12 protein-coding genes and 1 pseudogene are annotated in these 13,250 nt (G+C 33.5%); 7 read left to right on the top strand and 6 right to left on the bottom strand.

All coding sequences use genetic code 11. The features are described from left to right. Nucleotides 1–182 precede the first annotated feature (182 nt). The gene (locus EF513_RS05420; RefSeq protein ID WP_125216389.1) at nt 183–776 is read left to right on the top strand and encodes a phospholipase D-like domain-containing protein; all 594 of its coding nucleotides are present in this window, start codon (nt 183–185) and stop codon (nt 774–776) included. Between the two features lie 746 nt (nt 777–1,522). On the opposite strand, the gene EF513_RS05415 is transcribed toward EF513_RS05420, so the two are convergent. Beyond that, nucleotides 1,523–3,796, bottom strand: a complete 2,274-nt coding sequence (locus EF513_RS05415; protein ID WP_410528586.1) for an NADP-dependent malic enzyme — start codon at nt 3,794–3,796, stop codon at nt 1,523–1,525. Nucleotides 3,797–3,880: 84 nt separating this feature from the next. Further along, nucleotides 3,881–5,080, bottom strand: coding sequence for an aspartate kinase (locus EF513_RS05410; RefSeq protein ID WP_125216387.1), 1,200 nt, complete (start codon nt 5,078–5,080; stop codon nt 3,881–3,883). A 185-nt stretch (nt 5,081–5,265) separates the two neighbouring features. Here EF513_RS05410 and ubiG point away from each other — a divergent pair, with 185 nt between their 5' ends. The 6 genes and pseudogenes from ubiG (at nt 5,266) to EF513_RS05375 (ending at nt 10,404) form a co-directional block, all read left to right on the top strand. Further along, complete coding sequence (gene ubiG, locus EF513_RS05405) at nt 5,266–6,003, top strand: bifunctional 2-polyprenyl-6-hydroxyphenol methylase/3-demethylubiquinol 3-O-methyltransferase UbiG (protein WP_125216386.1); 738 nt, start codon at nt 5,266–5,268, stop codon at nt 6,001–6,003. A 191-nt stretch (nt 6,004–6,194) separates the two neighbouring features. Continuing rightward, nucleotides 6,195–7,007 carry a hypothetical protein gene (locus EF513_RS05400; protein WP_125216385.1) on the top strand — a complete coding sequence of 271 codons (813 nt, stop codon included), beginning with the start codon at nt 6,195–6,197 and terminating at the stop codon, nt 7,005–7,007. 257 nt (nt 7,008–7,264) lie between these two features. Beyond that, nucleotides 7,265–7,974 (top strand): annotated as a pseudogene (locus EF513_RS08170) (IS5 family transposase). A 137-nt stretch (nt 7,975–8,111) separates the two neighbouring features. Further along, nucleotides 8,112–9,134, top strand: a complete 1,023-nt coding sequence (locus tag EF513_RS05380; protein WP_125216382.1) for a protein-tyrosine phosphatase family protein — start codon at nt 8,112–8,114, stop codon at nt 9,132–9,134. A gap of 206 nt (nt 9,135–9,340) precedes the next feature. Further along, nucleotides 9,341–9,478: a hypothetical protein gene (locus EF513_RS07925; protein ID WP_164503840.1), complete on the top strand. Its 138-nt coding sequence runs from the start codon at nt 9,341–9,343 to the stop codon at nt 9,476–9,478. 221 nt (nt 9,479–9,699) lie between these two features. Next, the gene (locus tag EF513_RS05375; RefSeq protein WP_125216381.1) at nt 9,700–10,404 is read left to right on the top strand and encodes an ankyrin repeat domain-containing protein; all 705 of its coding nucleotides are present in this window, start codon (nt 9,700–9,702) and stop codon (nt 10,402–10,404) included. Between the two features lie 656 nt (nt 10,405–11,060). Here EF513_RS05375 and EF513_RS07920 read toward each other — a convergent pair. The 4 genes from EF513_RS07920 to rplS all read right to left on the bottom strand — a co-directional run bounded on the left by EF513_RS07920 (nt 11,061) and on the right by rplS (nt 13,213). Next, on the bottom strand, nt 11,061–11,204 hold the full coding sequence (locus tag EF513_RS07920; protein WP_164503839.1) for a hypothetical protein: 144 nt from the start codon (nt 11,202–11,204) through the stop codon (nt 11,061–11,063). Between the two features lie 556 nt (nt 11,205–11,760). Then, entirely contained in the window at nt 11,761–12,222 is a 462-nt protein-coding gene (rpsI, locus tag EF513_RS05370; RefSeq protein WP_125216380.1) for a 30S ribosomal protein S9, read from the bottom strand. 11 nt (nt 12,223–12,233) lie between these two features. Further along, the gene (gene rplM, locus EF513_RS05365; RefSeq protein WP_125216379.1) at nt 12,234–12,722 is read right to left on the bottom strand and encodes a 50S ribosomal protein L13; all 489 of its coding nucleotides are present in this window, start codon (nt 12,720–12,722) and stop codon (nt 12,234–12,236) included. A 107-nt stretch (nt 12,723–12,829) separates the two neighbouring features. Next, nucleotides 12,830–13,213: a 50S ribosomal protein L19 gene (gene rplS, locus EF513_RS05360; RefSeq protein ID WP_125216378.1), complete on the bottom strand. Its 384-nt coding sequence runs from the start codon at nt 13,211–13,213 to the stop codon at nt 12,830–12,832. Between the last annotated feature and the right edge of the window lie 37 nt (nt 13,214–13,250).

Raw genomic sequence — 13,250 nt, 5'->3', positions numbered from 1 at the left:
TTTTAGCAAAACTTCTGAATAACAGAGAGCTATCAAACAATAGTACAAGTAATAGTTTTATAATAAGCAATTTCACAATGTCCAATAATTCAAACTGGATAACATATCATTGCGTAGAACCTTCATCTTTATAGCTATCTTCGAAATTACACAGCACAACCTTAATTTTTTTAACAATCACCATGAGCAAAAAAAAGTCACAGCAACTGATCAACTTTGCGATTAACTATCCTTACTTAGCTATTACCATTTTAGTATTATTGATAGCTTACCAGCAAGTAAGCAGCCCTAACTGGCTTATCGGTTCATCAGCAGAAATATCTCATGTTAATGTATGCTTCACGCCTTCTACCACCTCGTGCTCCAACTTAATTACTCAGCAAATTAATGCAGCAAATCTTCTTGTTTTTGTCCAAGCTTATTCTTTCACTTCCCAACCCATAGCAAAGGCTTTAATCAACGCTTTTAATAGAAAGGTAGAGGTTGCAATTATTCTGGATAAAACCAGCTTACATAACAAAGAGGAAACCGTCCTGATTCAACAATTACAACAGGCGGGCATCCCTATCTATATTGATAAAATTAAAGGACTTGCCCATAATAAAATTATAATAATTGATGATCGCAAAGTTTTAACTGGCTCCTATAATTTTACCAAAGGCGCGGAACATCGTAACGCCGAAAATATAGTATTAATTAATGATCCGCTTATCAACCGAGCTTATCATAATAATTGGCTAAAGAGAAAAGAGCATTCTATGAAGGTGATAGACTAAATATCATCCCCTTTAGAAATCTTTACTTTACCACATCACTCCCCCATCTTTAATTTCTAATACTCATTGGCGCCCTACTTCTTATTTCAACCTCTAGAGAGCAACATATTTTTTGCTGAACTTCATCAATATAAAATTTTTAATTTAATATTAAAAACTGCTATATACATTTCTTCAATTTTGTTATTCTGTAGGGGCCCACTCTCCTTTCGTAGGTTCTATAAAAATTTTAGCTATACACTCCCCTATTTATGTATATTTCTAAATATGCTTGTATTATTGTTCCTATAGATAATCACCCACTACTTAAGCTACCAGCCTTCCTACAGGATAATTAATATTTTTAATATTAATGTGTTATTGGTTAGTTGCTCATGACTTCCAGGCTAAACAAGTATTTTTCTTCGTATAAATATTTATCCATCTCATCAGAAGTATATTGTATTAGCCTTCTGGCTTTAATAATGATAACTATTTCGGTTACAATCTGTTAATTATTTTAAATATATAATCCATCTTTTGAGTATAACTGGATGATTCCTTTTCACCTTCTCTCATTAGTTAGAACAGAACAGCCTCTAATGAATTATATTTTTTTATATGCTTTTACTTGCAATGGTATGATACGTTGTTTAGGTGCTTCTTCAGTATCTCTTTCAAATTATTCGCCACTCAATTTTTAAATAAAAAAAGTGGCTGCAAGTTACAACCACTTTTAAAAGATATATAAGAATTCAGCTTAAAACTTATCCCTCATTTGCCTGAAGGGCTGCAAAAGCACAAATATTTAAAATTTCTGAAGTAGTAGACCCATATTGAGTAATTTGCACTGGTTTACTTAATCCCAGTAATAATGGTCCAATTACCGTACATCCTCCAATCTCTTGCATCAGTTTTGATGAAATATTAGCAGAATGTAAAGCTGGCATAACTAACACATTAGCCGGCCCTTTTAATTTACAGAACGGATAAAGTTTCAGCAAGTCACTATTTAATGCTACATCAGCTGACATTTCACCATCAAACTCAAAATCAACCTTCTGCTCTTCAAGTAACCTTACAGTTTCCCTAATTCTTTCGGCTTTTTCAGAATTTTGTGGATTACCAAAATTAGTGAAAGAAAGTAGCGCCACTCTTGGCTCTTGACCAAATTTACGCACAAAATTAGCCGTTTGCGTAGTAATACGCGCCAATTCTTCTGCAGTAGGTAATGCATGAACTGTAGTATCAGTTATAAAGATAGCTTTGCCTTTGTTAATTACTACTGATACTCCGGCAAGCAATTGCTCAGGCTTAGTATCAATAATAGTTTTGATTGTATCTAAAGTTTGAGTATAACCACGTGTTATCCCTGAAACTAACGCATCGCCCTGCCCCATAGCAAGCATACAAGCAGCAAAAATATTACGGTCATTTTTAACTAATCTAGCACAGTCTCTATGCAAATAACCTTGGCGTTGCAACTTTGCATACATATAATCAATATATACATCTAGCTTCTCATCACTTTGGATAAAGGCATTGGTAATTTCAATTCCTACTGGTAACTCAACTTGCATTTCTAACAAGCGCTCTTTCACCCTAGCCTCTCTACCAACTAATATTGCCTGACCATAACCGTTATTGACCCAAGTGATCGCTGCTCTTATAATCGGTTCTTCTTCGCCTTCGGCAAAAATAATCTTTTTAGGATTATTAGCAATTACATTAAAGATTAAATTCATGTTAGAAGCCGCAGGATCTAACCTTGCTCTTAAAGATTGCCTATATACTTCAAAGTTTTCTATTGGTTTTTTAGCTACTCCAGTTTCCATTGCAGCTTTCGCAACTGCTACCGGAATTGTAGTAATCAGTCTTGGGTCAAAAGGTACAGGAATGATATATTCCGGACCAAATTGCATCTTTCTACCGGCATACGCTCTTGATACCTCATCAGGAACAGGTTGCCTTGCAAGCTCAGCAAGAGCATTAGCTGCCGCAATTTTCATCTCTTCATTAATAGTGGTAGCTCTTACATCAAGCGCACCTCTAAAAATATAAGGAAAACCCATCACATTGTTTACTTGGTTTTTATAATCTGATCTACCGGTAGCTACAATCGCATCACTTCTTACCGCATATACTTCTTCAGGGGTAATTTCCGGATTAGGATTCGCCATAGCAAAAATAATAGGCTTATCAGCCATAGTTTTAACCATTTCTGCGGTAACCGCTCCTTTAGCTGAAAGGCCTAAAAATACATCAGCCCCTACTAATGCTTCTGCCAGAGTACGCGCTTTAGTATCAGCGGCATGAGCAGATTTCCATTGGTTCATTCCCTCTGTGCGCCCTTTATAAATAACCCCTTTAGTATCGCATAAAATCACCTCATCATGCTTAGCACCCATAGCCTTAATTAGCTCTATACAAGCAATACCTGCAGCGCCCGCCCCATTTACTACAAACTTTAAATCTTCTAATTTACGATTATTAAGCTTACAGGCGTTAATCATACCGGCTAAAGTGATAATTGCCGTACCATGTTGATCATCATGAAAGACAGGTATATTAAGTAATTCCTTTAAACGATCCTCAATAATAAAACATTCAGGAGCTTTAATATCTTCGAGATTAATCCCACCAAAGGTAGGAGCTATACATTGAACTGCATTTACAAATTTATCGATATCTTTAGTATCTACTTCAATATCAAATGAGTTAATATCAGCAAAACGTTTAAATAAAACAGATTTACCTTCCATAACCGGCTTAGAAGCAAGAGCACCAATATCTCCCAAACCTAAAACTGCAGTACCATTAGAAATTACTGCTACCATATTACCTTTAGCGGTATAATCATAGGCTGCTTCAGGATCTTTAGCAATTTCTAAGCAAGGAACAGCCACCCCAGGCGAGTAAGCAAGCGACAAATCTTCTTGAGAAAGCATAGGCTTAGTAGCCTTAACTTCAAGCTTTCCAGGCTGCCCGTGTTTATGGTAATCTAGTGCTTCTTGATCAGTAATTTTACGCTGCATGATAATGACCTATTGTTATTATTGTAATTTCATAATATTTTTACTAAAGTAATTTATATACCAATCAATAATTAAATACATTGTTTTTAATTATTGCCCTTCAACTAATGTATGGTGAAGAGTCCTCAAGGCAAGTTCTGCATAATCCTTATCTACTAATAAGCTAATTTTAGTTTCACTACTCGCAAGGCCTAGCATCATAATAGCTTTCTCAGTTAGTGCTTCATAAATATTACCGATAATACTCGTATCACTTTGAATGCCAATTCCTACTATTGATATCTTAGTAATATTATTTTGCATTTCATAATTTATTTGCTGCTGCATAAGCAAGTTAGTTACAATATCTAAGTCATCATTATGAATGTTAAATTTAAAATTATTTGCATAATGTTCAATCATATCCATTTTAATATCTAACTTAGCCAATTCTTTAACAAAAGATAAAACTTGCTTTACATCAATGTTAGTAATTGCCAGCCGTGACTCTTTATTACAAAGCGCCACTCCTGATACTTTACAATCTTCCATTTTTAATTCCTTAAGTTTATTTGCTGAAGTAATCAAAGTACCGGTTGGATTCTCAATGAAGCTCGAAATTACACGGATATCTATGTTGGCCCTAAGTCCTGCTTCTACCGCTCGGTTATGCATTACCTTAGAACCCATAGAAGCTAGCTCCAGCATTTCTTCATAAGAGATAATTGGTATTTTTTTAGCATCGGTTACGATACGCGGATCAGCAGTAAATACTCCATCCACATCAGTGTAAATTTCACAAATACTTGCTTTAACATATGAAGCAATGGCGACAGCAGTAGTATCAGAGCCGCCTCTTCCTAAAGTAGCAACACGATGATCTGAAGTGATCCCTTGAAAGCCGGTAAGAATCGCTATCTCACCAGATAATACTGAATCTACAAAGCTTTTAGTTTCTATCTCTTTTATCTCAGCTCTACTATGAATTTTATTAGTTACAATAGGTAATTGCCAGCCCTGCCATGATCTCGCTTGCAAGCCCATCTCATGCAGCGCTATTGCAAGCAACCCGCTACTGACCTGTTCCCCTGTGGCGAGCACTGTATCATATTCAGCAAGTGATGGCCCACTAATAAGCGGCTTAACCTGTTTACAAAGAGCAACTAGCTTATCAGTAACTCCTGCCATTGCAGAAACTACTACTATTAGCTTTTCCCCTCTCTTAACATGAGAATTAATAATTTTTGCAGTTTCATGTAATCGTTCAACCGAACCTACTGATGTGCCACCAAACTTTAAAACTTTTAACATTTAATTCAAATTAGCATTTTGGGGAATTTTAGAGCAATAATATAAAAAATCTACATTTTGTTGGCATTATTATCTATAATAATTATAATTACGCTAGGTTGTGTGAATATTTCTGGCTCAAAAGCATTTCACGCCATATTTCCAACCTCATAGTTTAATCAGATTACAAGCATTACTATATATTTATGGCAAACAAACACAATATTACCTCCACAGAAGTAGAAAAATTTGCAAGCCTTAGTGATCAATGGTGGGATGCTAATGGACCCTTTAAGCCCTTACATATTATTAATCCTACCCGCATTAGTTACCTTAAAGAGCATATTTGCAGGCATTATACTCGCGACCTTACCACTAATAAACCTTTAAATAATTTAGATATTATTGATATAGGCTGCGGTGGTGGTTTAGTCAGTGAGCCCCTCTGTAGGCTTGGAGGTAATGTCACTGGTGTTGACGCAAGTGAAAAAAATATTGGTACTGCTAAGTTTCATGCCAGCCAAATGGGGTTAAATATTAACTATACCAACTCTCCTCTTGCGGAACTTATTACTAATAATACGCAATATGATGTAGTGTTAGCCTTAGAAGTCATTGAGCATGTAGATAATCTAGAAGAATTTATTAATGACATATACTCCCTCTGCAAACCTCAGGGCTTAATTATTTTAAGTACTATTAATCGTACTATTAAATCTTACCTTTCAGCCATAATTGGTGCTGAATATATTTTAAGGTGGTTACCTATTGGCACTCATTCATGGGATAAATTTCTAAAACCTTCAGAAATAGTTAATCAATTTAAATCTTATAATGCCCAGCTATTAGACATCTCGGGCCTTAGCTTTAATCCTCTAAATTCAGGTTGGAAAATAACTAACAATTTTGATATAAATTACTTTATTAGCATTAAGAAAAAATAAAAAGTTTTTGTTTTTTAATTTTTCCAAAATGCTTTGTAAATTATTTTTTATCAATAATTTTAATATAGTGATCTTTTTGCAAAGCTTAAAATTTTATTTTTTTCTAAAACTAATAAATTTATTATTATCCTTGTTACCCTCTCACCATTTAAATTAACTTTAAATTATAACCCTAAAAATGAGGTGATTTAATGTTTTACACAATTTCCAATATGCTTTCAAGTAATGACAAATGTTTATTAAGAGCAGCAGAATGGGGAGCTTACCACGATGTCACTTATTACTTAAACAAAGGAGCAAACCCAGAAGCAGAAAATAATGGTAAAAATGCTGTTATTATAGCCTTAGATGCAATAAAAAAAGATCTTTCAGCTGAGCAACGTATGAATTATCAACACACCATGGATATTATCGTTGAGGCTATTAGAAAAAAACATAACTTGCCAACAGTAAAAGAAGCTATAGATACTTACGATTATGAAAGCATTGAAAAACTAATTAATTTAGGATTACACTTTAATAGCAATCCACAAGAACCTCAAAATTTACTGAACTCAATACAAGAAAAATTAAAATCTTCTAATATCTTAACTGAGCAAGCAACAAGCCTTAATAGTATTAAAGAACTACTTTACAGAACTATAAGCACACCTTTTGCTCAAGCTATTAAAAGTTTTAATGATACGAAAGTTGTAGAACTTATTGAAGCAGGGTTTAATCCATCATTAGTACGAATTGAACAAAAGACTATCCAGCAGTATATTAATAATACATTACAAGATCCTAAGCTGACAGAAAAAGAAAGATCTTGCTTAACCAAAATTCAAGATTTAATGCTTAGCTATAAGAAAGAACCACATAATAACTCTCAAGTTGTTAACATTCAAGATCCTATTAAGCCTACTATTACTACTCCAAAAACAACACCTATAAGCTATTCAGCGATTATTAACAAAGAATTTGAAAGAAGGAATAATGTGCAAACCACAGCACAAACCATTTAAATAACTTTCTCTTTAATATAACCATCACCCGGGCAACTAGGTGATGGTTGCTAATGATCATTTTCTCTATTTAATAAAATTAAAAGATTTTAATATTGCACTAAAAATAATTTTTATTCCTCAGATCGCTCTAGGTTGTGTGAAGATTTGTATAGATGTATGGCAGCAAGTAGTTGAATAAATAAGGGGAGATGGTAATTTGAGGTTGCCCAACCAAAACAAATTACCAAGAGGAAATATTACATAGAAATAGAGAAATGGGAACAATATATAACATATTAAGCATAAGAAGCGATATAAGATCCAGGAACAAGAGCAAGCTTAGGAATTTTATAGAAGCTATATGGTATATAGCCAGGAGTGGCTGCCAATGGAGATTATTACCAAATCATTATGGATCATGGCGAGCAATACATGCACGTTTCCAAGGGTGGTCAGAATTATTCAAAGCCCCACAGATGATTCCAGGCTTAGAAGCAATGATGATTGGCTCAACTATAGTTAGGACTCCATGCCTGTAGTTCCCGGTTATTATAAAGGGAGCCAGGAACAAGAAGCATTAGGTCCGGAGTAAAGGAGGGTTTACTACTAAGATTCATGCTCTGGTGGATGCCTTAGGCAATCCTTTGAAATTCATTCTATCTCCAGGTCAAAGAAATGATATTACCCAGGCTGAAAATCTAACTGATAACATAGCTAATACTGTGCTAATTGCAGACAAAGGATATGATGCTAATCATTTAATTGAATCCTTACAAAGTAAGCAATGCCAAACAGTAATACCATCCAAGCAAAACCGTAAAAGCCTGCGTAACATTGATCTACATATTACAAGGAGCGCCACCTAATTGAGTGCTTCTTCAGCAAGATTAAGCATTTTCGTAGAATCTTCTCCAGATTTGATAAATCTGCCTCTATTTTCCTTGATTTCCTTAACTTTGTCGCTGCTCTTATTTGGCTCCGTTAGAAATCTTCACACAACCTAGAGCCTAATTAGTATTATCTGGTATCGAATTACAAGCACACTCTTGACTTTTGTTAGATGTTAGTATTATTAATTTAATTAAAAATAATTAAATTAACTTTTATTTAAAGGATTGATTTATGAGCAATACAATTTCCACTCCAATTTTTGATTATACAGAATATGTAATTCAATACCAAAATTCAAAACTTTATTTGGAAATGCTTGAGCATTGGAAGAAAAATAAGAATTTGAAAGCCTATGCGGTTCATCAGGGTTCAAGAATAAAGAATATTATCGAGCATAATGGTAAAAATAATGAAGGAAGAGGGAGAGTTAATGATGGGTTAGACGATAAAAGGGAGTTATATGGCTTTGAAAGAATGAATCCTGAAACTGTAATTAAACTTGAAGCTGGGACTAATAAGGGCAAAGTTTTAGGTGCTAATTTATGTCAGTTTGAGGCTCAAGACTATGTAGTGTGCGAAGCTCCTTATAGTATTGAAGAATATTACCGTATGGTATTACAAACCAACTCAAAAATTTTAGTAAGTGTAGCTAAACCTCAAACAGATGACATAAGTTATCGTAAGAATTTTCCAGTTGATCTACACTATATTACTAAGGGAGAGCATACTAACTTTGCTGATACAGTAATAACTTGCATTGAAGAACAAATCCTTCCATTAGGTAAGCTCAAGGGCAAAGTAAAAACCTTAGAAGTGAAACAGGGTAACAGCAAGACAGAACAAATAAAGCATATTATTTTTGAGGAATGGATAGATAGAGGTGGTTCGGATGTTCAGTCTTTATATGAATTAGTAAAATTCACTCAAAAATCAATCGAAGAATTAAATATTTTAGATCAGTCCTTAAGAAGAATTTGCGTAAATTGTAAATATGGATTTGGTCGTTCTTCAACTTTGGCTATATTAATGGAAGTTTATAAGGATATACAAGAATTTTATAACCTTTCATCTACTCCAGCTAATAGTTTTGCAGAAAAAATATTACAAGAAAAAAAAGAACTATCCTTAGACTTAACTAAATATATCTATAAACTTTCTGAAGATGTTATGACTGGAGCAGGAGAATTGCACTTTAAGCAGGTACAAGAGTTTTATGAATATGCTAAACAGCAATATCACCAAATTCAAAAGTAGCTATTTGCATTATTACTTATGTATATGGATCAGTGCTATAGCATACAACATATGTAGGAAGTTGACAATTCAGCATTAATTTAAAAGCTTGTTATATAAGTTCTTAGTTAAGAATATAGTATCTTATGCCCTATTGTTAGTAATGTATTAAAGAAATTGATTATAGGTTGATATTTTGTTAGTTAAAAACTTAACAGATGGTTTGTGTGTCAATAATTCTTTATATTACTACTAGTCATGATGGTTATATAGATGGCCACAATGGTATGGTGGATTGGCTTCCTCCTGAGCGTTCAAAGCAAAAAGATTATGGATATAATGATTTCTTGACCCTCTATAGATGATATAATAATGGGTAATATACTATTTATGAGCGAGTATTAGGTTTTGGAAAATTTGCTTTATAGCTTGAACCACCATTCTAAAGGCAAGTGAAATTAAAATTTTATTTCTAGTAAAAGTGCTTTTAAAAGTTATAAATTGAATTTTAAGTTAAAAGGTAATAATTTATAATACAGGTAATCAAACAAGCTTAATTAAAATAAATATTTTACGGAAGAATATTATGTCATCTAATACAAACTATCAAGAGAATATTACTTCTAAAAATGCATATGAAAGCTACGAAGATTTTCTAGAAAGATTAGATAACCTGTTGGAGCAAGCTGCCTGGCAAGATTTTCAAATTTTTAAAAATGAGGTAAATACTCCTGATCCCATACAAGGTAGAACTCTATTTATGATATTTGCCAACAATGGCTGGGATATGCATCTTGAAGATTTAAAAAATTTGGGCGCTGAAGTGAATGTGACAGATGATAGTGGCGAAAATGCTATGCATTTAGCTGCCCGCAAGGGAAATTCTAAGGTAATAAACCAACTTATTAAGCTAAAGGCCAACATAGATAGCAAGGCTGAGGCGGCAAATGGCAATACGCCTTTATTTTTAGCTGTAACCTATGGATATATTGAGATAGCTAAAATACTTAGAGATAATGGTGCAAAGATTAATATTCAAAATAACGATGGCGATACGGCGTTGATGTATTTAATCCGCAATGCTGAACGTAATAAAATTACTGTAGATACTATAAAAAATATCATTACAGAATTAAAACCTGATGTGACTATAACTAATAAAGTTAATAAAACTGCTTTAGATATTGCTAAAGAAAGAGGATGGTCACACAAAGAAGGATACAAATCTTTAATGGTATTACTTAAAGGCGCCAGCCTTGGGTACTCTAAAGTAGGAAGCAACGTAATATAATATAGAATAAAAAGATAGCTCATAGACACGAAACATATTTAGATACAAATAACACATTTAATCTATTCCATAGTTTTTGTTTAGCAAAAATCTATATAGCTTTTTATGAATAATTAACTCAAGTTGAATAAATGCCATTATAGTATTTAACAAAATCTTGATACTCAGGATATGATTGACCAAGAGCTATATAACTTTGTTGATTTGGTTGTGTAAAGATTTGTATAGATGGATGACAGCAAGCAGTTGAATAAATAAGGGGAGATGGTAATTTGAGGTTGCCCAACCAAAATAAATTACCAAGAGGAAATATTACATAGAAATAGAGAAATGAGAACAATATATAACATATTAAGCATAAGAAGCGATATAAGATCCAGATTTGATAAATCCTCCTCTATTTTCCTTGATTTCCTTAACTTTGTTGCTGCTCTTATTTGGCTCCGTTAAAAATCTTCACACAACCTAATACCACTCTAATCACCGTTATTATGATGAGACAAACTATCAAAAATTTTTATCAAAGATTAAGCTATTTTATCAAGGTTAAACAAAAGACAATTGCAGATTATGGCTGCAAAATTTCCGATAGCATATTTACCAAAGTAGATAGAATATATAGTAATATTTAGTATATTCTTATTAGTCATGCTTATTTAGCCAACCGCTGAAAAAGCAAAAGATAACAATACTCCGATTGAGAAGAAAGGAGCATGATATGGATCAATCTTAAACATAGAATAGCAATTGGAAAATAATTTATCATCTATGGCGATTAAAACACTCTCAAATAACTTCATATTACGATAAGTGCCTTCGTAACCCTACGCTCATAGACTTCTTGAAGAATTTCATTATAAAAGTGGGCTTTAAGCAGAATTTCTCTACTTGGTACATTTATACTTATATCAATTCCACTCTACGATTTAAATTTTCCTAATAATGCTAAATTCTTGTGGCAGAACAAAGTTGACAGATATCTTTAGAAGAAACTTTAGACGAGCGCCGTAGTTAACAACCATACAACCAGCAGTCCTTATAACCAGGCCTCCAGGATAGCTTTCCATGAAGCTAACAGCCAGGTTACATAAACGAATCCGAATCAAAAAGTAACCGATTAAATCCATTATATTTTAACAGTGTTTTCTACTCACAGCTGAAATTCAAAACAGCATTATTACTTAAATAAGGAAGGGCCAAGCTAAAATTACTTCTATTCTTATAACTCATAACGTAAGAAATATGATTACCATATTTTAATCTAATTAGATTAAAATTTTTAATGATATTATTAAAAATAAAAAACCTGAGATTTTAATCCCAGGTTTTTTAATAATAATATGATTGCAAACAATCTTAACGTTTGGAGAATTGGAAGCTTTTTCTTGCTTTCTTCTTACCCATCTTCTTACGTTCAACTGCACGTGAATCACGAGTAAGCAATCCTTCTCTTTTAAGCACCGTTCTATTAGCAGGATCAAAATTACATAATGCTCTACTTAATGCGTGTCTAATTGCACCAGCTTGGCCTGAAAGACCTCCACCTACTACTGTACACATTACATCAAATCCACCCATAGTATTAGTAAGAACAAAAGGCTTTAATGCATCAATCTCAAGAACTTGCCTTTTAACATATTCTCTTAAAGGTTTGCCATTAATAGTAAACTCGCCCTTTCCTCTTTTTAACCATAGTCTGCAAATTGAATTTTTACGACGGCCAGTTGCATATGCACGTCCAGCTTTATCAAGCTTTGGAGCATCAGCTTCAAGATTAGCGTTATTTTGTTCGCTTTTATTTTCTGTTTTAGATGACATAATGCCTGTCCTTATTCAGCTTTTTTCTTAGTATTTTTAGAATTAAATTTAGCTACGTCAACCACTTGTGGGGTTTGCGCTTGATGCGGGTGCTCACTTCCTGAATATAGGAACAGGTGAGTTAGCTGCTTTCTAGCAAGAGGGCTATCTTTAGGCAACATTCTTTTAACTGCATTCATTAGCACTCTTGTTGGGAATTTACCTTCAAGAATTTTACCTGCAGTAGTTTTCTTAATACCACCAGGATAACCAGTGTGCCAATAATGAGCAGCACCATCCTTACGATCACCTTTATTACCAGTTAAAGCAACTTTATCTGCATTAACTACTATCACATAATCACCACAATCCATATGAGCGGTATAAGACGCTTTATGCTTACCGCGAAGATATTTAGCAATCAGCGAAGCCAGCCTTCCAACAACCAATCCTTCGGCATCAATTACTAGCCAGTTTTTCTGAACTTCAGACTGCTTCATTGAGTATGTTTTAAAAAACATTGTCTTTTCCAATAAATAATTTAACGATATTTAATAAACTTAAGTTAATTAAACCAATGTTAAAAGTAAGTCAAGTAATAACTTACCCCAAGGTAAGCAACTAAATACTACTTCCCATTCTCATTTTTTTTATAATCAACTTTTTCTGCAATTCTTGCAGCCTTACCGCGTAAGTCTCTAATGTAATATAATTTGCTACGACGAACTCTACCGGTTTTAATAACTTCGATTTTTTCTACTCTTGGTGAATAAAGAAGGAACACTCTTTCTACGCCTTCACCATGTGAAATTTTACGTACTACAAAAGAAGTACTTAACCCCTTACGTCTTACTGCAATGCACAGGCCTTCAAAAACCTGAATTCTTTCATTGTTGCCTTCAACAATTTTAACGTGAACACGCAAAGTTTGTCCTGAATTAACTTCAGGATGTGATTTTCCTTCCATTAATTTGTCTATTTGCGCATTATTATATTCTTCTAGCTTATTCATTTTAGCCTCTTTAACTCAATCTATTTCTTACTATCCG

The sequence above is a fragment of the Rickettsiales endosymbiont of Stachyamoeba lipophora genome, assembly GCF_003932735.1.
Lineage (GTDB): Bacteria > Pseudomonadota > Alphaproteobacteria > Rickettsiales > 33-17 > RICK01.
This window is presented reverse-complemented; position numbering and strand designations above follow the sequence as displayed.

Excerpts from the sequence above, each read along its gene's own strand:
- EF513_RS05420 (WP_125216389.1), top strand. The coding sequence starts at position 183 with ATGAGCAAAAAAAAGTCACAGCAACTGATCAACTTTGCGATTAACTAT.
- EF513_RS05410 (WP_125216387.1), bottom strand. The coding sequence starts at position 5,080 with ATGTTAAAAGTTTTAAAGTTTGGTGGCACATCAGTAGGTTCGGTTGAA.
- ubiG (WP_125216386.1), top strand. The coding sequence starts at position 5,266 with ATGGCAAACAAACACAATATTACCTCCACAGAAGTAGAAAAATTTGCA.
- EF513_RS05400 (WP_125216385.1), top strand. The coding sequence starts at position 6,195 with ATGTTTTACACAATTTCCAATATGCTTTCAAGTAATGACAAATGTTTA.
- EF513_RS05380 (WP_125216382.1), top strand. The coding sequence starts at position 8,112 with ATGAGCAATACAATTTCCACTCCAATTTTTGATTATACAGAATATGTA.
- EF513_RS05375 (WP_125216381.1), top strand. The coding sequence starts at position 9,700 with ATGTCATCTAATACAAACTATCAAGAGAATATTACTTCTAAAAATGCA.
- EF513_RS07920 (WP_164503839.1), bottom strand. The coding sequence starts at position 11,204 with ATGAAGTTATTTGAGAGTGTTTTAATCGCCATAGATGATAAATTATTT.
- rpsI (WP_125216380.1), bottom strand. The coding sequence starts at position 12,222 with ATGTCATCTAAAACAGAAAATAAAAGCGAACAAAATAACGCTAATCTT.
- rplM (WP_125216379.1), bottom strand. The coding sequence starts at position 12,722 with ATGTTTTTTAAAACATACTCAATGAAGCAGTCTGAAGTTCAGAAAAAC.
- rplS (WP_125216378.1), bottom strand. The coding sequence starts at position 13,213 with ATGAATAAGCTAGAAGAATATAATAATGCGCAAATAGACAAATTAATG.